27 protein-coding genes are annotated in these 21,835 nt (G+C 63.4%); 17 read left to right on the top strand and 10 right to left on the bottom strand.

The window, feature by feature from the left end:
* Window positions 1-151: 151 nt before the first annotated feature.
* Genes AB2B41_RS08390 through lgt form a run of 5 tightly spaced genes read right to left on the bottom strand, consistent with a single transcriptional unit; the run spans window position 152 to window position 3,274 of the window.
* Window positions 152-295, bottom strand: a complete 144-nt coding sequence (locus tag AB2B41_RS08390; protein ID WP_367877325.1) for a hypothetical protein — start codon at window positions 293-295, stop codon at window positions 152-154.
* A gap of 52 nt (window positions 296-347) precedes the next feature.
* On the bottom strand, window positions 348-545 hold the full coding sequence (locus AB2B41_RS08385; protein ID WP_367877324.1) for a hypothetical protein: 198 nt from the start codon (window positions 543-545) through the stop codon (window positions 348-350).
* A 34-nt stretch (window positions 546-579) separates the two neighbouring features.
* A complete protein-coding gene (gene pgeF, locus AB2B41_RS08380) occupies window positions 580-1,335 on the bottom strand; it encodes a peptidoglycan editing factor PgeF (RefSeq protein WP_367877323.1) in 756 nt (251 codons plus the stop codon).
* The gene (locus AB2B41_RS08375; protein ID WP_367877322.1) at window positions 1,332-2,393 is read right to left on the bottom strand and encodes a class I SAM-dependent methyltransferase; all 1,062 of its coding nucleotides are present in this window, start codon (window positions 2,391-2,393) and stop codon (window positions 1,332-1,334) included. The genes pgeF and AB2B41_RS08375 overlap by 4 nt, the downstream gene beginning before the upstream one ends.
* A complete protein-coding gene (gene lgt, locus AB2B41_RS08370; protein WP_367877321.1) occupies window positions 2,390-3,274 on the bottom strand; it encodes a prolipoprotein diacylglyceryl transferase in 885 nt (294 codons plus the stop codon). Before lgt ends, AB2B41_RS08375 begins: the two co-directional genes overlap by 4 nt.
* Before the next feature lie 93 nt (window positions 3,275-3,367).
* Here lgt and AB2B41_RS08365 point away from each other — a divergent pair, with 93 nt between their 5' ends.
* From AB2B41_RS08365 to AB2B41_RS08355, 3 genes are all read left to right on the top strand, one after another.
* A complete protein-coding gene (locus AB2B41_RS08365; RefSeq protein WP_367877320.1) occupies window positions 3,368-3,610 on the top strand; it encodes an accessory factor UbiK family protein in 243 nt (80 codons plus the stop codon).
* Between the two features lie 419 nt (window positions 3,611-4,029).
* Entirely contained in the window at window positions 4,030-5,430 is a 1,401-nt protein-coding gene (locus tag AB2B41_RS08360) for an alginate export family protein (RefSeq protein ID WP_367877319.1), read from the top strand.
* Window positions 5,411-6,748: a serine hydrolase domain-containing protein gene (locus AB2B41_RS08355; protein WP_367877318.1), complete on the top strand. Its 1,338-nt coding sequence runs from the start codon at window positions 5,411-5,413 to the stop codon at window positions 6,746-6,748. The genes AB2B41_RS08360 and AB2B41_RS08355 overlap by 20 nt, the downstream gene beginning before the upstream one ends.
* 78 nt (window positions 6,749-6,826) lie before the next feature.
* Here AB2B41_RS08355 and AB2B41_RS08350 read toward each other — a convergent pair whose 3' ends face one another.
* On the bottom strand, window positions 6,827-7,237 hold the full coding sequence (locus AB2B41_RS08350; RefSeq protein WP_367877317.1) for a hypothetical protein: 411 nt from the start codon (window positions 7,235-7,237) through the stop codon (window positions 6,827-6,829).
* A 343-nt stretch (window positions 7,238-7,580) separates the two neighbouring features.
* On the opposite strand from AB2B41_RS08350, the gene AB2B41_RS08345 reads away from it, so the two are divergent.
* The 3 genes from AB2B41_RS08345 to AB2B41_RS08335 are packed head-to-tail and all read left to right on the top strand — an operon-like array spanning window position 7,581 to window position 9,264.
* Window positions 7,581-8,081 carry a type III secretion system chaperone family protein gene (locus AB2B41_RS08345; protein WP_367877316.1) on the top strand — a complete coding sequence of 167 codons (501 nt, stop codon included), beginning with the start codon at window positions 7,581-7,583 and terminating at the stop codon, window positions 8,079-8,081.
* A 33-nt stretch (window positions 8,082-8,114) separates the two neighbouring features.
* Window positions 8,115-8,930 carry a pyrroline-5-carboxylate reductase gene (gene proC, locus AB2B41_RS08340; protein WP_367877315.1) on the top strand — a complete coding sequence of 272 codons (816 nt, stop codon included), beginning with the start codon at window positions 8,115-8,117 and terminating at the stop codon, window positions 8,928-8,930.
* A complete protein-coding gene (locus AB2B41_RS08335; protein ID WP_367877314.1) occupies window positions 8,923-9,264 on the top strand; it encodes a tRNA-binding protein in 342 nt (113 codons plus the stop codon). Before proC ends, AB2B41_RS08335 begins: the two co-directional genes overlap by 8 nt.
* Before the next feature lie 145 nt (window positions 9,265-9,409).
* On the opposite strand, the gene AB2B41_RS08330 is transcribed toward AB2B41_RS08335, so the two are convergent.
* Both AB2B41_RS08330 and AB2B41_RS08325 read right to left on the bottom strand, forming a co-directional pair.
* A complete protein-coding gene (locus AB2B41_RS08330) occupies window positions 9,410-9,964 on the bottom strand; it encodes a DUF4150 domain-containing protein (RefSeq protein WP_367877313.1) in 555 nt (184 codons plus the stop codon).
* Between the two features lie 62 nt (window positions 9,965-10,026).
* Complete coding sequence (locus AB2B41_RS08325) at window positions 10,027-10,626, bottom strand: thymidine kinase (RefSeq protein ID WP_367877312.1); 600 nt, start codon at window positions 10,624-10,626, stop codon at window positions 10,027-10,029.
* A 287-nt stretch (window positions 10,627-10,913) separates the two neighbouring features.
* Between AB2B41_RS08325 and AB2B41_RS08320 the strand changes: the two genes are divergently transcribed.
* Window positions 10,914-11,372, top strand: a complete 459-nt coding sequence (locus tag AB2B41_RS08320; protein ID WP_367877311.1) for a hypothetical protein — start codon at window positions 10,914-10,916, stop codon at window positions 11,370-11,372.
* 106 nt (window positions 11,373-11,478) lie between these two features.
* On the opposite strand, the gene AB2B41_RS08315 is transcribed toward AB2B41_RS08320, so the two are convergent.
* Window positions 11,479-12,603, bottom strand: a complete 1,125-nt coding sequence (locus AB2B41_RS08315) for a beta-ketoacyl-ACP synthase III (RefSeq protein ID WP_367877310.1) — start codon at window positions 12,601-12,603, stop codon at window positions 11,479-11,481.
* Between the two features lie 174 nt (window positions 12,604-12,777).
* On the opposite strand from AB2B41_RS08315, the gene AB2B41_RS08310 reads away from it, so the two are divergent.
* The 3 genes from AB2B41_RS08310 to AB2B41_RS08300 are packed head-to-tail and all read left to right on the top strand — an operon-like array spanning window position 12,778 to window position 14,234.
* A complete protein-coding gene (locus AB2B41_RS08310) occupies window positions 12,778-13,089 on the top strand; it encodes a BrnA antitoxin family protein (RefSeq protein ID WP_367877309.1) in 312 nt (103 codons plus the stop codon).
* 31 nt (window positions 13,090-13,120) lie between these two features.
* Window positions 13,121-13,825, top strand: coding sequence for an IS6 family transposase (locus tag AB2B41_RS08305; RefSeq protein ID WP_367877308.1), 705 nt, complete (start codon window positions 13,121-13,123; stop codon window positions 13,823-13,825).
* Window positions 13,782-14,234, top strand: coding sequence for a toxin-activating lysine-acyltransferase (locus AB2B41_RS08300; RefSeq protein ID WP_367877307.1), 453 nt, complete (start codon window positions 13,782-13,784; stop codon window positions 14,232-14,234). The genes AB2B41_RS08305 and AB2B41_RS08300 overlap by 44 nt, the downstream gene beginning before the upstream one ends.
* A gap of 20 nt (window positions 14,235-14,254) precedes the next feature.
* Here AB2B41_RS08300 and AB2B41_RS08295 read toward each other — a convergent pair whose 3' ends face one another.
* Window positions 14,255-15,124 carry a hypothetical protein gene (locus AB2B41_RS08295; protein ID WP_367877306.1) on the bottom strand — a complete coding sequence of 290 codons (870 nt, stop codon included), beginning with the start codon at window positions 15,122-15,124 and terminating at the stop codon, window positions 14,255-14,257.
* A gap of 113 nt (window positions 15,125-15,237) precedes the next feature.
* Here AB2B41_RS08295 and miaB point away from each other — a divergent pair, with 113 nt between their 5' ends.
* The 7 genes from miaB (at window position 15,238) to lnt (ending at window position 21,830) form a co-directional block, all read left to right on the top strand.
* Window positions 15,238-16,545, top strand: a complete 1,308-nt coding sequence (gene miaB / locus AB2B41_RS08290) for a tRNA (N6-isopentenyl adenosine(37)-C2)-methylthiotransferase MiaB (RefSeq protein WP_367877305.1) — start codon at window positions 15,238-15,240, stop codon at window positions 16,543-16,545.
* Between the two features lie 212 nt (window positions 16,546-16,757).
* Entirely contained in the window at window positions 16,758-17,345 is a 588-nt protein-coding gene (locus AB2B41_RS08285; protein ID WP_367877304.1) for an OmpA family protein, read from the top strand.
* Window positions 17,346-17,389: 44 nt separating this feature from the next.
* Complete coding sequence (locus tag AB2B41_RS08280) at window positions 17,390-17,677, top strand: hypothetical protein (protein WP_367877521.1); 288 nt, start codon at window positions 17,390-17,392, stop codon at window positions 17,675-17,677.
* Window positions 17,678-17,840: 163 nt separating this feature from the next.
* On the top strand, window positions 17,841-18,818 hold the full coding sequence (locus tag AB2B41_RS08275) for a PhoH family protein (protein WP_367877303.1): 978 nt from the start codon (window positions 17,841-17,843) through the stop codon (window positions 18,816-18,818).
* A 69-nt stretch (window positions 18,819-18,887) separates the two neighbouring features.
* Complete coding sequence (ybeY, locus tag AB2B41_RS08270) at window positions 18,888-19,394, top strand: rRNA maturation RNase YbeY (protein ID WP_367877302.1); 507 nt, start codon at window positions 18,888-18,890, stop codon at window positions 19,392-19,394.
* 34 nt (window positions 19,395-19,428) lie between these two features.
* On the top strand, window positions 19,429-20,328 hold the full coding sequence (locus tag AB2B41_RS08265; protein WP_367877301.1) for a hemolysin family protein: 900 nt from the start codon (window positions 19,429-19,431) through the stop codon (window positions 20,326-20,328).
* Window positions 20,325-21,830: an apolipoprotein N-acyltransferase gene (gene lnt / locus AB2B41_RS08260; RefSeq protein ID WP_367877300.1), complete on the top strand. Its 1,506-nt coding sequence runs from the start codon at window positions 20,325-20,327 to the stop codon at window positions 21,828-21,830. Before AB2B41_RS08265 ends, lnt begins: the two co-directional genes overlap by 4 nt.
* Window positions 21,831-21,835 lie beyond the last annotated feature (5 nt).

Genomic DNA, 21,835 nt, shown 5'->3' with positions numbered 1-21,835 from the left:
AATGCCCGCTTTGCCTTTCTGTTTCCTTAATTGCCCCCGAATTGCCACATTTCAGGAAAAAGAAAAGGCCCCGAAGGCGAATCGTCGCCTTCGGGGCCTTGACCAAACCAATGAACTGATGATGCGGTACTGCGCCTTGGAGGAAGGAGGATCAGGCCGTCTTGCGGGGCTTTTCGGCCGCGTTGCGCTTGGCGGTGAAGGCCGCGCGGCGGGCACCGCGGGCCCAGGGCATCACGGTGTCTTCCTTTGCGGCGGCTGCGACGACGCCCTTGATGAAGCGGGTGTTGGTTTTCATGGCTCTCTTCCTCGGTTGTTGGTTTGGGGCGTTTGCCCTTGCTTGAGGATGACTATGGCGGGCCAATCGGGCCGGTTTTTGGCGATTGATAACTTTTTCGAAAAAGTTTCGGCCGTCGCGCGCGCCATTTGTGACAAGGCTGCCCCAATTCGCGAAACCCCTTGTTTTCAAAGGAAATCAGTGCATGCGGGTGATCAATCCGCGAAAATTCGGCGTATTGTTTCCACTTCTGGTTCTGCAAATCGGGCATCAGGGGGGCGCGTTCTGCCCCAATTGCGTCAAGATCAGAGGGCGATGACCGAAATCAGGCGACCGTAGTCCGCTTCCTTCGCGTGTGTGGCGCGGCGGAAGGAATAGAAACGCGCCGGGTCGCTGTAGGTGCAGTGGCGCGTCCATTCCGCGTGGCCGATGCCCGCATCGCGCAACCGGCTCAGGCCAAAGCCCGGCAGATCGAACAGCATCCGGTCGCCGTCCCCCTGCACAAAGAAGCGGCTGAAGGACGGATCCTCGGCCAGGAAATCGTCAAAGAACTCTGGCCCGACCTCGTAGGCACGCTGGCTGATGCAGGGGCCGATGACGGCTGTGATGCGCGCACGCTCCGCCCCCAGCTTTTCCATCGCATCGACCGTCGCCTCCAACACCCCGTCCAGCGCCCCGCGCCAGCCTGCGTGGGCGGCACCGATGACCCCGGCCTCGGCATCCGCGAAAAGCACCGGCTGGCAATCGGCGGTCAGCACCGACAGGGCCACCCCGGGCGTCTTGGTAACAAGCGCATCGGCCTTGGGTTTGTCAGCCAGCGGCCCGTCGACATGCAGCACATCGGCCGAATGCACCTGATGCACACCAACCATATGTTCCAGCGGCACACCCATCGCATCTGCCACGCGGCTGCGGTTGATGGCGACGATCTCGGACTGGTCGGTGCTGCCGGGGCCGCAGTTCAGCCCCGCGTAAACACCGGAAGACGCCCCGCCGCGACGGGTGAAAAACCCGTGGCGCACATCGGCCAGACTGTCAGACGTAAGGATTTCGAGCGTCATGTTCCAAGTCCCGCTGGGGCGGCACGGCCCTCGGGCCGAAGCGCCATTACCTTGAACAAATTTCCCATTTCCGCGGGGTGCGTCAACCGCCGATGCGCGGCGATATGGGTCTCAAGCGCGGCACCCGACAGCCGTCCGGCCAGCGCTTGCGCCCGCTGCGTGATCCCGAGGCGTTCAAGGAACACGCCCTGCGGTGTGAGGGCGCTGAACGCGCAAGGGGCGGCGGCCTGCGCCAGCAACTCGAAATCCACATGGGCGGTCAGATCGGCCTCCCCCGGCGTCTCCAGCGGATCGACCTTTTCATGCCTGCGCACCGCCTGCAGACTGCTGCCTGTCAGCCGCCAGTCCCCGTAGTCAAGGAGCAGCGCGCACCCCCCGTGCGCCACGATTCTTTGCGCCAGCGCGTCCATCACCGGAGCCGCCGCCGCGCAACTCTCGATCAGGTCGCCGTCCTCTGTGTCCTCCATCCGGTAGGCCAGCGCCGGCTGCGGAAGCGCCGGGCCCAGCCCGAAGTGCAGCGCGCCGTCCTTCAGCCCCACCTGCCGCTCGCGCCAGAGGCTGCCCTCGCGCACGAACTGCCGGATCGGGAGGGCATCGAAGAACTCGTTTGCAACGAGGTAGAGCGGCTGCTCGGGCAGCGCCTCCGCCGTCTCGACCCAGCGCACCTCGTGCCCCTTCAGCATCTCCGCCTGCACCGCGCGCAAGGCGGGCGAGACCTCGACCAGCACCACCTCTGCCGCCGCGACAAACCCCGGCACCCCGGCGCAGGCGCGCAGGATATCGGCCATCAGCGTCCCCTTGCCCGGCCCAAGCTCGGCCAGCGTGAAAGGGGCAGGGGCCCCGTCATCGAGCCATGTCTGCGCAAGGCAGAGGCCAATCATCTCGCCGAACATCTGGCTGATATCCGGCGCGGTGATGAAATCGCCCTCCGCCCCCAGCGGGTCGCGCGTGGTGTAATAGCCGTGCCGTGGATGCAGCAGGCAGGTCGTCATATAGTCGTCGATCCGCATCGGCCCCTCGGTCGCGATGCGCTGGGCGATATGGTCGAAAAGGCTCATGCGCTGTGGCGTGCGCGCAGGATCAGGAAGAGGCCAATGAGGATCATCGGCAGGCTCAGAAGCTGGCCCATGGTCAGCCCGTAGCCGCCGACATGCCAGGCAAGGCCGAGCGGATTGCCCTCGGTCACGAACTGCGCATCGGGCTGGCGCACGAATTCGACCAAGAACCGCGCGGCCCCGTATCCGGCAAGAAACACACCCGTCAGCAGCCCCACCCGCATCAGCGCCCCGCGCCGCCACGCCAGCCACACCAGCACAGCGCCGAGCAAAAGCCCCTCCAGCGCCGCCTCGTACAATTGCGAGGGATGCCGCGCGCAGATGCCCGCGACCTCGGGGCAGAACTGCGCGGCCTCCGTCGGAAAGGCCACCCCCCAGGGCAGGTCGGTGGGCCGCCCCCAAAGCTCCGCATTGATGAAATTCGCGATCCGCCCCAGCAACAGCCCCGGCGCCAGTCCCAGCGTCACCATGTCCCCGGCCGAAAGCGTGTCGATCCGGTGCCGCTTGGTAAAGATGAACGCCGCAAGGATCACGCCAAGGGCCCCGCCATGAAACGACATGCCGCCTTCCCAGAGTTGCAGAATGCGCAGCGGGTTCGAGAGGTAGAACTCCGGCTGATAAAACAGCACGTACCCCAGCCGCCCCCCGAGGATCACACCAAGGATCACCCAGAACAGCAGGTCCTCGACCTGCTGCGCCGTCATCACCGGCTGCCCGCCCCGCCACAGCCGCGGCGTGCGCACCGCGCGCACCACGATCCGCCAGCCGATCAGAATCCCCACGATATAGGCCAGCGCATACCAGCGCAGCGCAAACTCCATCCCAAAGAGCGTGATCGAGAATATCTCGGGCGAGATGTCGGGAAAGGGCAGCATGGCGGTCATGGCGCTGATTGAGCCTTTGCGCGCGGGGAAGTCAACCTTGCCTGCACCGGCCCCAGCCCCCATATAGGGGACAACCACAGACCGGAGCCCGCCATGCAAAGCCGCAACAAGTTTTTCGACGACGTGTCCCAGATGATGACCAACGCCATGGGCGTGGCACAGGGCGCACGGGAAGAGGCCGAGAACGCGATGAAAGGGCTGGTCGACCGCTGGCTCGCCGACCGCGACTTCGTCACCCGCGAGGAATTCGACGCCGTCCGCGCCATGGCCCAGAAGGCCCGCGAAGAGAACGAGGCGCTGAAGGCGCGCATCGAGAAACTCGAAGCCAAGAAGTAATGGCCTGACGCGCGCTGGCGATGGGGCCAGCGGCAAGTACGTGACAGCCAAACGCTTCGCGTGCGCGCGACAGCCGCTCCGTTTCGGGGCGGCTTTTCTGCATAACAACCTGAGGAGAAATCCCGGTCGCGTCGCTCAACGGAACGTTACTCTTGTGCACAAAATCTCCGCGCCAGAGGCAGATCGGAACGCTTTCAATCGCTTCTGAACGTCCTCGGGATTTGCCAATAGCATGAATTTCCCAGCATACTCGGTCGCAGCAGCTTGGGGAGGCTTGGGCCGGAAGGATGTCAGCGTGATCGGAATTATGCCTTGCGCCGTGCGGGGGGCAGCGCCGTGAGGCACAGGCAGGCTGTCTGTCGCTCCCGTTGCTTTCGCAACGGCTGCGCCGCCTTGGGATTGTCACCTGTTCTGCCCTCATGCTGCTGGCAACGGGTACAAGCCTTCAGGCACAGGCAAGCGACCCGATGCTGATCCACGATGCGGACGGGCTGACCGTCCGGGGGCATCTTCAATTCGGCCTCAACGCCGTGAGCGAGGCAAATCTCTTCTGGAATTTCTCCGACACCGTCGCCCCCGGATCGGGTTTCGACCCGGACACAAGCTGGCTCGAAGTCTACGTCAAACCGGGTCTCAGCTTCGAAAAGATGCTCGACAGCGGCTCGGTCCTCTACGGCAAAGCCTCCGCCGTCGCCTCCTACACCTTCGGCACCGACGCCTATGACTTCGGCGACACCGGCCGCATCACGCTGGAAGAGGCCTACCTCGGCCTGCGCACCCCCGCCGACGGAGGCCCTGTGTTCGACTTCTCCCTCGGCCCGCGCGAGCTGAAACTCGGCACTGGCATGCTGATCGCCAACGGCGGCTCCAGCGGTTTCGAACGGGGCGCGCTGAAATTCGGACCGCGCAAGGCGTGGGAAAAGGCCGCCATCGCGCGGCTGACACAGGACGGCCTCACGGGAACCGCCTTTTACATCGACCCCAACGAACGCCCCGCCAATGACGGCAAGAACAGGCTGGCCGGGCTGGACCTCCGCCATGACTGGGCCGGAGGCGGTTTTCTCGGGCTGACCTTTGCCTCGGTGCTCAACTCCGAATCCCCCTACATTCAGGCCGCGCCCGGCGGCAGCGGTGCGCCCACGATCCTGCCGGGGGCCCGCGAAGGCACCCGTGCCCTGAACCTCTATGCACGAACGAGCCCCCTGTCCGGCGCGCTTGAGAACTGGAGCTTCGCCGCCGATCTCGCGCGCGAATGGAACGACGACATCGACCTCAGCGCCTGGGCCGGACGGGTACAGGCCAGCCATGCCTTCGCCTCCCTCCCGTGGTCCCCGACCCTGACCTATTCCTTCCAGACCTTCTCTGGCGATGACCCCAACACCACGAGGCTCGAACGCTTCGATCCGCTCTACTACGAAGGCTCCCCCAGCGCCTGGGCCACCGGGTCTAAATCGTCGATGGTCTTCATCAATTCCAACGTGCAGTCTCACAACATCGCCCTCAGCGTCAAACCGACCCCGCGCGACACGATCACGCTGCGCTACGCGCATATCCGCGCCAACGAATTGTTCAGCCCCATCCAGTTCGGTCAGGCCACGCGCCTCGACACGACAGGCGGGACCGCCAATGTCATTTCCGGCGTGACAAACGCGCATCTGTCGGATGACCTATTTCTTGAATACAGCCGCATCATCAACCGCAACACCTACCTCACCGCCGGGATCAGCGTGTCTTTCCCGGGCGAGGGGATAAAGAACACCGTAAGCGGGGATGTGCCCAACTGGACCGGAGGATTCATCAATGTCGTCTTCAATTTCTAAGCTCTTGCCGCTGGTCACCGCTGCGGGCCTCGCACTGAGCGGGGCGTCCTTCGCCACTGCCCAGACGGCCCCGCTGTCGGCACAGGACTCCGATCCGCGCGTGATGGGCTGGATGCAGGGCTTCCCGCCGCCACCCGACAAGCTGATCACCCAGCCTGACAGCAACTACTTCAGCTTCCCCAAGCTGCGCTGGTCCGTCTGCCACCTGCGCGAATTCCTCCCCACCGAGGACATCAGCCGTGGCCTCGGCGCACCTGCGCCGCTCGACTATCCCACACCCGCCGCCTTCGCCGAGCTGCGCCAGCAGATCGACGCGCTGACCTTCACCCCGATGAACAGCGACACCCCCATGACGTGGGAAGAGTCGCTCTATGCCAACTATACCGATGGCATAATGATCCTGCACGAGGGCGAGGTCGTCTACGAGCGTTACTTCGGCTGCCTTGAAGAGGACGGCAAACACGCGATCATGTCGATGACCAAGTCGATCACCGGCCTTCTGGGCGAAATCCTCGTGGCCGAAGGCGTGCTCGACGACAGCCTGCTGGTCCGCGACGTGATCCCGGAAATCGGCGACAGCGCCTTTGCCACCGCAACGGTGCGCGAGGTCATGGATATGACCACCGGCGTCCAGTACTCCGAAAACTACTCCGACCCCAACGCCGACATCTGGGTCTATTCCCGCGCCGCCAGCCCGCTGCCCAAGCCCGAAGGCTATGATGGGCCGGACGGCTACTGGGAATACCTCCAAGAGGTCAAACCCGAGGGCAACCACGGCGACGCCTTCCACTACAAGACCATCAACTCCGACATGCTGGGCTGGATGATCAGCCGTGTCACCGGGAAGGCCGTGACCGATCTGGCTTCCGAACGGTTATGGCGGCCCATGGGGGCCGAACAAGACGCTTACCAGACTGTCGATGGCAAGGGCGTACCCTTCGCGGGAGGTGGTGTGACGGCGGGCCTGCGGGACCTCGGTCGTCTCGGGATGCTGATGCTGAACGAAGGCAAGTCCGGCGAGACACAGGTCTTCCCGGCCGAGGTCGTTCGCAAGATCGCCGCCGGGGGCGATCCCTCCAGGTTCAGCGGCTTCGCCACGATTCCGAATGGCAGCTACACAAGCCAGTGGTGGGTCTTCCACAACGACCACGGCGCCTATGCCGCGCGCGGGGTGCATGGCCAGACGATATACGTCGATCCGACCGCGCGCATGGTGCTGGTGCGCCTTGCCTCCTACCCCCGCGCGCAGAACGGCTTCATCGACCCGACCTCGCTGCCCGCCTATCAGGCGGTGGCGCAGTTCCTGATGGAACGCTAGGAACCCGTCTCGAAACACGTCACTTCGAGGAGACCTCTGTTCATACCCCTGCGCTCCTGCCAGCGGTCGCGCGTTGTCTCAGCACATCAGATGCACGGCGTACTTCGGGAAAGCGTTATTGGAGTAGGTCTGGCGGAAAGTCTGCCCGCTCACCGCGCATCCCGTCGACTGCTGCGCCACGAATTGCGCCTGAGAGGACAGGTCGCGGTGGCGACGGACGGCGAAAGGCATGCCGTACTGGTGAAAGACGGCAAAGCTCTGCCCGCCTACCGCAACCATGCGCATCCCCATCGGCGTGCCGTCCACGACCACGCTGATGTCGTCGCGGGGAAGTCCGTAGCCGAAGGCCCGCCGCGCGGCGCTCTGCACCGAAAGGCTGGGCGCGGACGGCGTTGCCGCATAGCGATAGGACGCGCTGCCGTACCCCTGCGGGGCAGGGGCCGGGACACAGGCCGCAAGAATAAGGGGGAGTGTCAAGAACCAGCGCATGATGTCGCCTCCGGATTGATATGGGGCTGCAACCACAGATTGCCGGCCAATGCGTTCAAATCGTGTTTATACCGGGGCGATTTCGCAACGGTGTGATCGGAGCACCCCTGGGTCGCCCGCCACAAGACGCTGATGATGTAGCCGCGCTCAGGCCATCCACAAGATATCGCAGTTATCCCCCATCAATTGCGTTTATCCCCAAGAAAAAGGTTGCCAGACGCCCCTCTTTGCGCCCACCATATCTTGTATAGGCGGTTGCTCGCCCAACGGCCTATTGTAGAGGCATCCAGTCCTAGCGTGGCGCTGCGCCACCTCGGGCTGGACTTACAAAAGAGGTGTCGAAATGGCCCTGACCGAGCAGTACCTGGAAGAAGAAATCCACCCCATCGATATCGTCGAAACGCTGGCCGAATACCACGAGTGGGACTTTGACCGTATTTCGCAGGAACAGATCGCCATGGCCGTCGAGGGCCAGTGGCGCACCTATTCGATCACCCTGGCCTGGTCGGGTTTCGACGAAACGCTGCGCCTGATCTGCACCTTCGAAATGGACCCGCCCGAGGACAAGCTGCCGGGCCTCTACGACCTTCTGAACCGCGTGAACGATCAGTGCTGGGCCGGGGCCTTCACCTACTGGGCCGAACAGAAGCTGATGGTCTACCGCTACGGCCTCGTCTGCGCGGGCGGACAGGACGCCAGTGCCGAGCAGATCGACACCATGATCGGTGCCGCCGTCATGTCGGCCGAACGCTACTACCCCGCGCTGCAACTGCAGGTCTGGGGCGACAAGACGCCCGAGCAGGCCTTGCAGGTCGCCATTGCAGAGGCCTACGGCCGGGCGTAACACTGCCCCCCGGAAACAAACCGGGGGAGCACGATGAAAGACAGCAGAATTGCCAGGGACGGGCTCGTCCTGCTCGGATGCGGCAAGATGGGCTCGGCGATGCTCGAGGGCTGGCTGGCGCGGGGGCTGCCGCCCACCTCGGTCTGGGTGATAGACCCCTATCCGTCGGACTGGCTCAAGGCGCAGGGCGTGCACCTGAACGCGGATCTGCCCGCCAGCCCCGCCATCGTCCTTGTCGCCGTGAAACCCCAGATGATGTCCGAGGCCCTCCCGACGCTCAAGGCCATGGGCAACGGCACCACCCTTTTCGTCAGCGTCGCCGCCGGTACCCCCATCTCCTACTTCGAGGAAACGCTCGGCACCCAGACCCCCGTCGTCCGCGCCATGCCCAACACCCCCGCCGCCATCTCGCGCGGGATCACGGCCATCGTGGCGAACGACGTGGCGGGCAACGCCGCGCTGGACGAGGCCGAGACCCTGCTCAGCGCCGTGGGCGAGGTGGTGCGCCTGACCGAAGAGGCCCAGATCGACGCCGTCACCGGCGTCAGCGGCTCGGGGCCTGCTTACGTCTTTCACATGATCGAAACCATGGCCGCTGCGGGCGAGGCGCAGGGCCTGCCCGCCGACCTTGCCATGCAACTGGCCAAGGCCACCGTCGCCGGGGCAGGGGCGCTTGCCATGCAGTCGGACGACACGCCCACGCAGTTGCGCATCAACGTCACCTCGCCCAACGGCACGACGCAGGCCGCACTCGAGGTGCTGATGGACGAGACAAGCGGCTTCCCAGCCCTCCTCAACCGCGCCGTGAAGGCCGCGACCGACCGCTCAAGGGAGCTTGCCCGTGGCTGACGAGATCACCTTCGACGACTATCTCAAGGTCGATATCCGCGTCGGCACGGTGATCCGCGCCGAGGATTTTCCCGAGGCCCGCAAGCCTGCCATCAAGATGTGGATCGACTTCGGCCCCGAGATCGGAGAGCGCAAGACCTCGGCCCAGATCACTGCGCATTACGACCCCGAAACGCTGGTCGGTCGGCAGGTCATGGGCGTGGTGAACTTTCCGCCGCGCCAGATCGGCCCCTTCATGTCCGAGGTGCTGGTGCTGGGCGTGGCGGATGACGGCGGGGATATTGTCTTGCTGTCCCCGGATCGCGCGGTGCCTGATGGGGGGCGGATGCATTAGCAGGACGACGCGTTCTGTCCTGATGACGCGTTTCGGAATTGCGGCTGGCCTTCGTGTCGCATACCGTCGCGCGTCGTTTCACGCCGGAAGCGGGTCGGGTCCAACAAAACGAAAAAAGATCATAAAGGCCCCCTGCGCAGCGAGACTATTTCTTGGGGTGCTGATCCGACATCAAATCCAACATGCGCGTCACCGCTTTGCCCTCCGCCTTCACATTGACCGAATATTGAACCCACTGGGCCTTGCCCATGGTCTTGGCCGATGTCAGCCCCTTGAGCGTCCCTGCTTCGTCCCCCTTTGACGATTTCGCCCCGCTCTTCAGAACCTTGATTTCGCGGTCAAGTAGCTTAACCAGCTTCTTCTGAACCTTCTCGTGGTTCTTCAGCGCCTTCTCGGTCACCTTCAGCGCGCTCTTCGTCTCTTTCTCAAGTTTCTGAAGCGTCGGGTAGGGGATCGGCACCGGGCTGGGGGTCTCCGGTGTCTTGTCTATGTTCGGGGCCAGCTTGTAGGCTTTCTCGTGGCATTGGAACGACTTCATCATCGCCGTCTCAAGCTGCTTGGTCGCCTTGTCCAGTTCTTTCTTTGCCCCTTCCAGCGCCTTGGTATCGGCAGCCGTATTCTTGGACTGTGCGACCGCATCGTCGAGCGGCTTGAGCTTTGCAAAGAGTTTCTTCTTAGGTTTTTTGGGCTTGAGCGACATCTGCGGCAATTCCGGTCGTTACTGCACGGAAGACTAATCGCGGTTTTCAATGTCGCAAAGAATTATGTTGCGGTTCGCGGCTCCCGATCCCCCACCGCCTCGCGCCAATGCTTGCGGCAAAGCGAGACATAGGTCTCGTTCCCGCCGATCTGCACCTGCGCGCCGTCCTTGACCACCTGACCGCTGGCATCCTTGCGCACGACCATCGTCGCCTTCTTCCCGCAATGGCAGATCGTGCGCACCTCGCGCATCTCGTCTGCGAGCGCCAGCAGGGTGGCAGAGCCGGGAAACAGCTCCCCCCGGAAATCGACGCGCAGGCCAAAGCACATCACCGGCACCTTCAGATCGTCCACCGCACGGGCCAGTTGCCAGACCTGCTCGGCCTCGAGAAACTGCGCCTCATCGACAAAGACACAGGCGACGGGCCCTGTGGCAAGTCGCGCCTCGATCTTGGCAAGGAGATCCTCGCCCGGCGCGTAGGTGTCGGCCTCCTTACCGATCCCGATGCGCGAGCCGATCCGCCCCTCACCCGCGCGCTTGTCGAATTGCGCGGTTAGCAGATAGGGCACCATCCCGCGCTCTTCGTAGTTATGCGCCGCCTGCAAGAGCACGGTCGATTTGCCCGCGTTCATGGTGGAGTAGTGGAAGTAGAGCTTGGCCATGATGCTTCTTTGCCCGAGGGGTCCCGCACGTTCAAGTCTGCTTGGGGCAAAGCGAAGTTCGTACGCTTGTGTGGCTTGCGTCGATGTGTGCGGCAAAGACCCAAGGACGGCGTACGGACCCCGAACAAACACCGCCCGAGGGCGGCGGCACTCGTATCACCTGGCTATCAGGCCCGGTGGTTTTCTGAATGACATTTCCGGCCCGAGCAATTAATGGGAAAAGTCAACGGTCTTTCCCCGATGTGCGGTCCAGCGGGAAGCGACACAGAATTTGGGGACGTCAGGATATGGCCATTATCGGCAGCTATCTGAAGAAGCACACCGAAGCACTTGTGAAAGACGTAGGCATCGAGCCTGCCTGCGCCGTGACCGGCAAGTCCAAGGCGACGCTGGGCCGCTATTATTCCGACAATGACGAACACGCCGACCGCTTCATGCCCATCGATGCGGTGGCACAGCTGGAGGAGGTGGCCAGCTATCCCCATGTCACCGCCGCCCTCGCCGAGCTACGGGGCGTGGGGCTGAGTTTCGAGAACCGTCCGAACAACGCGCGGCGCTCGGGTGGGGTGAATTCCGACGTCATCGCGCTGAGCCAGCGGTTTGCGATGCTGATGGCGGAGTACCAGCAGTCGATCGAAGACGGCCGGATCAGCGTGAACGAGGCCAAGCGGCTGCTCAAAGAGACCACGCTGCTGCAGCAGGTGCTGGTCGACATGAAACTGAACCTTGAGGACGAGGCGAGCTGAGGGTTTGGAGTATTCTGAGTTTAGTGGATTTCAATAGTCTCCGCTGACCGACGCTATTCGGCCAAGGGTCTTAACCATCTTTCCTCAATATCGTGTTAACGGCCCCTCAACCGTGTTTCTCCACGATCACCGACCCAACCGAATATCCCGCGCCGAACGAACAGATCAGCCCCTTGTCGCCATCGGCCATGTCCCTGGAATGCTTGGAAAAGGCGATGATCGACCCGGCGGATGAGGTGTTGGCGTAGTCCTGCAGGATGTTCGGCTGCTCCTCCGGCTCCGGCGCGCGGCCCAGCACCTTGCGGCCGATGAAATCGTTCATCGACTTGTTGGCCTGGTGCAGCCAAAGCCGTTTGAGATCAGTGGCTTCGACCCCTTCGTCGGCCATGTGCTGCGCGATATGATCCGAGACCATCGGCACCACTTCCTTGAAGACCTTGCGCCCGTTCTGCATGAACTGCATGTCGCGGCGGTCCTTCAATCCGTCGGGTCGCGAGCGGCGCAGAAAACCGTTGTTGTTCCGGATGTTGTTGGAAAACTCGGTCGCGCAGCGGGTCGATTTGATTTCGAAATAGGGGCCCGTCGCGTCCTCTGCCCGTTCGATGAAGGTGGCGGTTGCCACGTCGCCGAAGATGAAATGACAATCCCGGTCGCGCCATTCGAGGTGGGCGGAGCAGATCTCGGGGTTAACCACCAGTGCGCTGCGGATCGATCCGCTGCGCACCATGTCGGCGGCGGCTTGAATGCCGAAGGTCGCCGACGAGCAGGCGACGTTCATGTCGAAGGCGAAGCCGTTGATTCCCAAAAGGTTCTGGATTTCGATCGCGACGGCGGGGTAGGCGCGTTCGAGGTTGGAGGCGGCGCAGATCACCGCGCCGACGTCGGCGGGCGTCTTGCCTGCCGCATCCAGCGCCTTTTTGGCGGCATCGAGCGCCATTTCGGCCATCAGCGAGGGTTCGTCGTCAGAGCGTTGGCGGAGCAGGGGATGCATGACGCGGGGGTCGAGAACGCCTGTCTTGTCAATGACATAACGCTGTTCGATACCACTGGCCTTGACGATGAATTCCTCGGATGAATACTCCTTGGCTGCGACCTCTCCGGCGGCGATAGCATCGGCGTGTTCGGCGTTATAGAGGTCCACGTAGGCATTGAAGGCGTTAACCAATTCGGCGTTGGTGATCACCTGATCGGGGGTGAAGACGCCGGTGCCGGTGATCGCGGGTGTATACATTTGATTTCTCTGGTCTTTCTGCCGGGGTGCCCTCCGGTGGTGCCGAAAGGGTTCACAAATCGTAAATTGTCACACCCTGTACACCGGGCGTACACCGCCCGTGCACACGGTGGGTTCGGACGTTTTTAACCAAAGTTTCGCTAACTCGCCACGCAAAACATGACGGAGCGGGTGATGACGAAGCGTGGCAAAGTGCAGCGGGAGCACTTCAACTACTTCTACGACCTGATGAAGCAGATCGAATGGGACCTGCATCAGGAGGTGCTGGACGCCAAGCGCATTCCGGCGGCGTGGCACGAGATTGCAAATGCGAAGGGGCAGGCGAAGAAGGTCCGGCTGACCATCCGGATCGACGCGGACGTGGTGCGGTTTTTCCGGCGCTTCGGGCGAGGGTATCAAAGCCGCATGAACGACGTGCTGGCCGCCTGGATGCACGGGCGTCTGGCGGGGCTGATCGACGGGCATTGTCAGACAAACTCGGCTTGAGGCGCGGCAGGGTGGTGACTAGCGTCCAAGCATGACGAAACGCTCTCCCTTCAAGTACTTCAAGACCAGCCCGGAGATCATTCGCTTGGCGGTGATGCTCTACATTCGTTTTCCACTCTCGCTCCGCAACGTGGAGGACCTGCTGCACGAGCGGGGTGTCGATGTCAGCCACGAAATGATCCGGTACTGGTGGCACAGGTTCGGTCCAATTTTCGCTTCCGAGATCCGGAAACGCCGCATCGAGGGCATGCGGTCCAGTCGCTGGCGCTGGCATCTCGACGAGATGTTCGTGAAGATCAATGGCGAGATGCACTATTTGTGGCGGGCGATAGATCACGAGGGGGAGGTGCTGGAAAGCTTCGTCACGAAGACCCGTGACAAGAAGGCCGCGCTCAAGTTTCTAAAGAAAGCAATGCGCAAGCATGGGAAGCCCGAAGCCATCGTGACTGACAGGCTCAGGTCCTACGGGGCTGCCTTGAAGGCCATCGGTGCGGAGGCAAAGCAGGAGACCGGCCGTTGGGCGAACAACCGCGCTGAGAATTCACACTTGCCTTTCCGACGACGCGAGCGGGCTATGCTCCGGTTCCGGCGCATGCGAAGTCTGCAGAAATTCGCCTCCGTCCATGCCTCGGTCTTCAACCACTTCAACCAGGAACGCAGTCTTTCAAATCGAACCCACTTCAAGCTGAACCGTGCCGCCGCCCTCGCCGAATGGCGCGGTCTCTGCGCCGAATAAGGGGCAGTGCGACTGTCCCACCGGAGACTGGTTCGAATTAGTCTGCCAGCACCCCTATTGCCTTTACGTCGATGCCAAAGGCAAGCCGACCGCAGGGTTGATCTGGGCGCATCTCAACGAGGAAAACAAGGAATTCTACTGCAAGTACGGCCTGCTTCCGAACGTGGAAGCCTGGCGCAGTGGCGATCAGCTCTGGCTGCTCAATGTCGTGGCCAATGGCGGGCTGATCAAGGCGGTGTTCAAGGACACGATGGAGACCCTTTTCAAAAACGAGAAGGAGGCCTTCATGATCCGGCCCTCGCCAAGCGGCAAGCGGCGCATCGTGCGGATCACCCATGGCGGGGCCGAGGTGGTGGGCGTCTTGCCCGACCCCGAACCCGAGGAAGAGGGCGCAGCCGCACCCGCCTGATCAGGTGCAGGTCCTGCCGGTCAGAACCACTGCCCCGGTTCCATCAGCCCCAGATCCAGCAACTGCCGCGAGTGCCATTCGAAGGGCGCGGAATTGTGCCACTTGAAGGTCTCGATATCGAAAGTGCTGCCGGGATTGGTCTTGAGCGCCTTGGCGGTGCGGAATGAACAGATCGCCGTGGTAATGTTGTGGTGCCAGGGGCAGGCATAGGTGTTGTATTCCTCGTCGCTGAACGTGTGGTCCCAGCGAATTTTCAGCCCCTTTCTGGCGCGAAAGATGGGAATGCGGTCGATCTTGCGCCGGTTCTGCGGCACGTGTTCCTCGTACCGCCAGCGCAGGCCGCCGAAGAAGTCGAGCTGCCGTTCCTTCGGGTGGTTGTCCTTTCCCGCGTCGGTGCGCGCGAGGGCGTAATAGCCCGAGCGGTCCAGATGTGCCCTGTCCAGCGATACCGCATTCGGAAACTGATGCAGGTCATCGGCATACAGGTCGATCACATAGGCCAGCATCGCGTCGCGCCGTTCCTCGGTGTGAAAGGCGAGCATCTCGATGATGTTGCGAGTCTCGCTGAAAGGATAGAAGAGGTATTCCGCGTTGTAGCAGTAATAGACCCACTGCCCGGCCATCGGCGTCATCAGCGTGTTGATCGCCGTTTCCATCGCGTGCTCGGCTGACATGTTGTAGTCCACGCGGATCACCGTCTCCGACAAGTCGCGAGGCAGGTCGAACGCGGGGGGCATCAGCGCAATGACCGCCTTGAACCCCATCTGCTGGTGGTGCCGCAGCGTGGTGGCGACCTCGACGTCATCCTCGACCATGATGATCGCGACAGGCCCCTTGGCGAGCCGCGCGCGCTCGCCCGCGATCATCTCTTTCAGGCCGGAATACTGCATGCGCCCTCTCTGTTCTTATTTTTGCGGCAGAATCGGTTAATTCGCTGTGCATTGCAAGCGTCGGGGCGCCCTGATAGACGCCTGACATTCCCAAGACCCAGCGGACCGATGCGATGACTGCGCCCAAGAAGCTCTTTATCAAGACCTACGGCTGCCAGATGAACGTCTACGACAGCGAGCGCATGGCCGAGGCCATGGGCGGGCGGGGCTATGTCGAAACCGACAGGCCCGACGACGCGGACATGATCCTGCTGAATACCTGCCACATCCGCGAGAAGGCGGCGGAAAAGGTCTATTCCGAACTGGGCCGCTACAAGGGGCTCAAGGCGGAAAAGCCCGATCTCAAGATCGGCGTGGCGGGCTGCGTTGCGCAGGCCGAGGGCGAAGAGATCATGCGCCGTCAGCCGCTGGTGGACCTCGTGGTCGGCCCGCAAAGCTACCACCGCCTGCCCGAGTTGGAAGCAAAGGCCCGCGCCGGGGAAAAGGCACTCGACACCGATTTCCCCGAAGAGGACAAGTTCGATCACCTCAAGGCGCGCCCCAAGGCGAAACGCGCGCCCGCCGCTTTCCTGACCGTGCAGGAGGGCTGCGACAAGTTCTGTGCCTTCTGCGTGGTGCCCTACACCCGGGGCGCCGAAGTCAGCCGCCCCGCCGCGCGGGTGCTGGCCGAAGCGCGCGATCTGGTGGAGCGTGGCGTGCGCGAAGTCACCCTGCTGGGCCAGAACGTCAACGCTTACCACGGCCACGAGGGCGGCCTTGCCGGGCTGATCCGGGAGCTGGCGAAGGTCGATGGCCTCGACCGGATCCGCTATACCACCAGTCACCCCAACGACATGGACGATGCCTTGATCGCCGCCCATGGCGACGTGGCCGAACTGATGCCCTACCTGCACCTGCCGGTGCAGTCGGGCTCTGATCGTATCCTCAAACGCATGAACCGCAGCCATACGGCTGAGAGCTATCTGCGCCTGATCGAACGCATCCGGGCGGCCCGCCCCGATATCGTCATGTCGGGCGATTTCATCGTCGGCTTCCCCGAGGAAACCGATGCCGATTTCGAGGCGACCATGGCCCTCGTCGAGGCCGTGCGCTACGGCTATGCCTATTCCTTCAAATATTCCGCCCGCCCCGGCACCCCCGCCGCGGAACGCCCCATGGTCGATGCGGCCGTCGCTGACGACCGGCTGCAGCGGCTGCAGGCGCTGATCACCCGGCACCAGCGGGAAATCCAGCAGGAGATGGTGGGCCGTGAGGTCTCGGTGCTGGTCGAGCGCGAGGGGCGCGTGCCGGGCCAGATGCTGGGCAAATCCGAGTATCTCCACGCGGTCCATATCGAAGCCTCCACCGCAGCGATCGGCGATATCGCCCGGGCGAAGGTGGTCGATTCGAAATCGAATTCACTCGGCGCCCGACACCTCTGAGGGGCATCGCAACCGAGAATTGAGCGCGCGGGTGTGCCGCTCCCGGCGGCAATCGCCATTAGAACGGCATTTCAGCCGCCGATTTCCTACTAAATGTAGATATCGGTGCTTCACAGACCGCAAAATTATCCCTAACCTACCGCATATGGATGGGCGGCCCCCTGCAAGGGCAAACAGCGCCATCCTGGGGGACAGGAAAAAGGAAAACGGCTGTGGTGAATACATTCTCCAAGGCGATCCGCGCCCTTGCCGGGCTGACGTTGGCGGCGGCCCTTGCGCTGCCGCTCACTCTGGCGCCGTCGATCTCCGAAGCGCAGACCCCATCCCAGAAGGGGCGTGACAAGGGGCAGTACATCCCGACCATCTGGGTCGATCCCGATGGCTGCGAGCATTGGGTGATGGACGACGGGTCCGAGGGCTACATGACCCCGCATGTTAACCGCCAGGGCATCCCGGTCTGCCGCCGCGGCAACGTCTGCGGCGTGATGAACAGCGACCAGTTCTTTGCCAGCAACAGCGCCCGCATCCACAAGGCGGCGCGTGAGCGTCTGGCCAAGTTCTTCCGCGAAACGCAGGCGGTCTCCTATATCATCATAGGCCATACCGACAGCCGTGCGTCAGATGCCTACAACATGAAGCTCAGCTACAACCGCGCCAACGCGGTCGCCGCCATCGCGGTCAAGAACGGCGCGCGCATCTCTGACGTGCGCGGTTACGGCGAACGGATGCCCGCCGCTGCCAACAACACCGCCGCCGGCATGGCCAAGAACCGCCGCGTCGAAATCATCTGCATCCGCTAGGGGGACAGACCGTGATCAAAGCAAAATATCTCCTCATCACGGCCATGGCGCTTAGTCTGTCGGCCTGCGGCGATTTCGAAACCATGGGCGGCGGTTTCTCCGCCGACAAGACCCACGACCGCGGTTTCGACAGCAAGCATCTCAGCCAGCTTCAGGCCGGCATCTGGGTCGATCCGAACGGCTGCGATCACTGGATCATCGACGACGGTGTGGAGGGTTATCTGTCCCAGCGGCTCGATAAATACGGCAAACCGGTCTGCTCCGGTGTCGCCCCGCCGACCTACACGGCCGGCGATTTCAAGGGCGGCTCCGACATCCGCGATCCGAACTGATCTTGCCTGCCAGACACGACATAGACGGGCCGGGGCGTTGCGCACCCCGGCCCGTTTTACATCAGGGGGGTGTCATCGGCCCCCGCAACGCTTATCTCTGTCCCAGCCCACCCCGAACAAGGAGCCTCCCTTGCCCCCAAGCGATCTGTTGACAGCCGCCCCCGTGACCGAACCCGTCGTGCTCGAATTTCCGGACAACCGCCTGCTGATCGACCTCTGCGGCGCCTATGACGCGCATCTTGCAGCCATCGAGAAGGCGCTTGAGGTTCAGATCGTCCGGCGCGGGAACCACCTGAGCGTGATGGGCGAGCCGGAGGCCAGCGCGCGGGCGGCAGGGGTGCTCAACACGCTCTACGCGCGGCTCGAAGGCGGACGCGCGGTCGAACAGGCCGATGTCGACAGCCTCCTGCGCATGGGCGGGGCAGAGATCGACACGGGCGCGCGGGCGGGCGACCAGATGGAAATGCCCATCGGCGAGACGATCGAGATCCACACCCGCAAGAAACGGGTGGAGCCGCGCACCGAAGCGCAGAAGGCCTATGTGAAATCGCTCTTCGACAACGAACTCGCCTTCGGCATCGGCCCGGCGGGCACGGGCAAGACCTATCTCGCCGTCGCGGTGGGGGTGAGCATGTTCATCGGCGGCCACGTGGACCGGATCATCCTTTCCCGTCCGGCGGTCGAGGCGGGCGAGAAGCTGGGGTATCTGCCCGGCGACATGAAGGACAAGGTCGATCCCTACATGCAGCCGCTCTACGACGCGCTCAACGACTTTTTGCCGGGCAAGCAACTGGCCAAGCTGATCGAGGAAAAGCGGATCGAGATCGCGCCACTCGCCTTCATGCGCGGCCGCACGCTCAGCCGCGCCTTCGTGGTGCTGGACGAGGCGCAGAACGCCACCTCCATGCAGATGAAGATGTTCCTCACCCGCCTCGGCGAGGGCAGCCGCATGGTCATCACGGGCGACCGCACCCAGATCGACCTGCCGCGCGGCGTGCCATCGGGTCTGGCGGACGCCGAACGCCTGCTGAAATCCATTCCCAAGATCAGCTTCAACTACTTCACCTCCAAGGATGTGGTCCGCCACCCCCTTGTCGCCGCCATCATCGAAGCCTACGAGGCCGACAGCGGGCAGGGCTGACCTGCTCCTCTTTCTGGCCAGATAAAGTCCCGGGGGTCCGGGGGCAGCGCCCCCGAAATGTACTGCGATATGGAAACGCTCGACATCGCCATCGAAGACGCACGTTGGGAAAGCCTCGATATCGAAACGCTGGCAGTCGATGCGGTGACAGCCACACTGAATGTCCTGGGCCTCGACTCCGCGACCGCCGAGATCAGCCTGCTCGCCTGCGACGACAGGCGCATCGCCGCGCTCAACGCCGATTTCCGGGACAAGGCAAAGCCCACCAACGTCCTGAGCTGGCCCAGCGAAGAGCGCGCAGCGACGCGCCCCGGGGCGGACCCGCAACCTGCCGAACCCGGCCCTGACGGCATGATCGAACTCGGTGACATCGCCATCGCCTATGACACCTGCGCTGCCGAGGCAGGCGCGGCGGGCAAGGAGATGGCCCACCACGTCACCCATCTCATCGTGCACGGCACGCTGCATCTTCTGGGTTACGACCACGAGACTGAGCCGGATGCCGCCCTGATGGAGGGGCTTGAGCGCAAAATACTTGGCAAAATGGGTCTCGATGACCCATATAGGGAAGATTAGGCGATACGGTCGCCGTTATTTGCATCAGGACCAAATGGACGACAAGGACGGATCATCTGACGCGGCGCAACGCGCGCATCCGGATGAGGACAGTGAACAGCAGGAAGAAAACGCGGCCAGGACAGGCGGATTCTTCTCTCGCGTGATCGAGGCGCTCAGCCCCTCGGAAACCGAAAGCCCCGACGAGAATACGCCGCCCCCCGTGGACCGCCTGAGCGCGCGCGGCATGATGAACCTGCGCCGCATGCGGGTGGATGACGTGGCGATCCCCAAGGCCGATATCATCGCCGTGCCGGTCACCGCGGACCTCGACGAACTGGTCGATGTTTTCAAGGAAAGCGGGCTGACCCGGCTGCCGGTCTACGACGGCACGCTTGATACCCCGGTGGGCATGGCGCACCTCAAGGACCTTGCCCTGCAATACGGCTTCAACGGCAAGCCCAGGAATTTCGATCTGCAGGGCATGCTGCGCCCGCTGCTTTTCGTGCCCCCCTCGATGAGCATCGGGGTGCTCCTGACCAAGATGCAGGCGGAACGGCGGCACATGGCGCTGGTGATCGACGAATACGGCGGGGTCGATGGCCTCGTGACCATCGAGGACCTGATCGAACAGGTGATCGGCGAGATCGAGGACGAACACGACGTCGACGAAGGCACCTACTGGACGGTCGAGAAACCGGGCACCTATATCGCGCTTGCCAAGACCCCGCTCGAGGATTTCGAGGCCGAGATCGGCCATTCCCTGACCGACCACGACGACGTGGACGAGGAAGAGATCGACACGCTGGGCGGTCTGGTGTTCATGCTCTCGGGTCGTGTGCCTGCACGGGGCGAGGTGGTGCTGCATCCTGACGGGCCGGAGTTCGAGGTGATCGATGCCGATCCGCGCCGGATCAAGCGGCTGCGCGTGCGGACCACCGGGGCCAGCGGGTGATCCGAAACCGGGCGGGCTGGCGGCTTTTCGGACTGGGCGGCGCGCTGGGCGCGCTTGCCGCGTTCGGGCAGGCCCCCTACGACCAGCCCCTGATCCTGGCGGCCGCGCTTGTGGGCGCGGTCTATGTCTACCGCTCCGCCGACACCCCGCGGATGGCGGCGCTTTTCGGCTGGGCGCTGGGGGCGGGGTATTTCGCCCATGCGCTGCAGTGGATCGTCTCGCCCTTCATGGTTGATGTCGCGCGCCACGCATGGATGGCCCCTTTCGCCATCGCCTTCATGGCCGCAGGCCTGGCGCTTTTCTGGGGCGCGGCCTTCGGTGCCGCGCGGATGCTGGCACCCAGCCGTGCTTGGCCGCTGATCCTCTGCCTGCCCGCCGCCGAGCTGATGCGCGCCTATGTCTTCACCGGCTTTCCCTGGGCCATGCCCGCGCAGGCGTTGGTGGATTTGCTGGGTGGGCAAACGCTCGCCTGGATCGGGCCCTACGCGCTGAATGCCGCGATTGTGGCAATCGCCGTAGCGCTCGGTTTCCCGGCGCGCAGCGCGCCGCAGCGGGTGATGCAATACGGCGTGATCCTCTTCGGTCTCGGCGCCTTCGTGCTGCCGCCCATGGTGCCCGCGGCCCCCTTGACGGACAATGTCGTCCGTCTTGTGCAGCCCAACGCCGCACAGCGCGACAAATGGGACCCCGAGAAAATCCCCGTTTTCTTCGACCGCCAGCTCGGTTTCACCGCCGCCCCGCCGGAGGCCGGAAACCCCGCGCCCGACCTGATCCTATGGTCCGAGACCGCGATCCCCTGGCAACTCGACTACGCGGGTACCGCCCTGCGCGAAATCGCGGGGGCAGGTGGCGATGCGACCGTTGCTCTTGGCGTTCAGCGCGCCGATGGTGAGCGCTTTCACAACTCCATGGTGGTCCTCGCCGCGGACGGCGCGGTGGCGCAGGTTTACGACAAGCACCACCTCGTCCCTTTCGGCGAATACATTCCATTCGCGAACCTCGCCGCCCGCCTTGGCGTCTTCGGCCTGGCACAGACCATCCCCGCAGGTTATGCGGCGGGTCCGGGCCCCAAGCTGCTGGAACTTGGCCCGCTGGGCCGCGCGCTGCCGCTCATCTGCTATGAGGCGGTCTTTCCCCATGACGTGAATGCCGCGCCCGAACGCCCCGATTTCCTGATCCAGATCACCAACGATGCCTGGTTCGGCAAGGGCGCGGGACCGCGGCAGCACCTCGCCCAGGCGCGGATGCGCGCCATCGAACAGGGTCTGCCGCTCGCGCGGTCGGCCAACACTGGTATTTCGGCGATGATCGACCCATATGGACGGATAACGGCATCGCTGCCGCTCAACACAGCAGGCTTCGTCGATGCAGCCCTTCCGGCGCCCCTTGCGCCCACGTTCTACAGCCGCACTGGCGATCTGCCTTTCGCGCTGCTGTTGCTTGCGGGACTCGCTTTCGCGGCAATCAGGATGCGCGAAGGGCTCTTCGGGTTTAGCGATTGACCGCC

The organism is Sulfitobacter sediminis, from assembly GCF_040811725.1.
GTDB lineage: Bacteria > Pseudomonadota > Alphaproteobacteria > Rhodobacterales > Rhodobacteraceae > Sulfitobacter > Sulfitobacter sediminis.
Note: the sequence above shows the minus strand (reverse complement) of the source record. Positions and strands in the feature narration are given on the sequence as shown.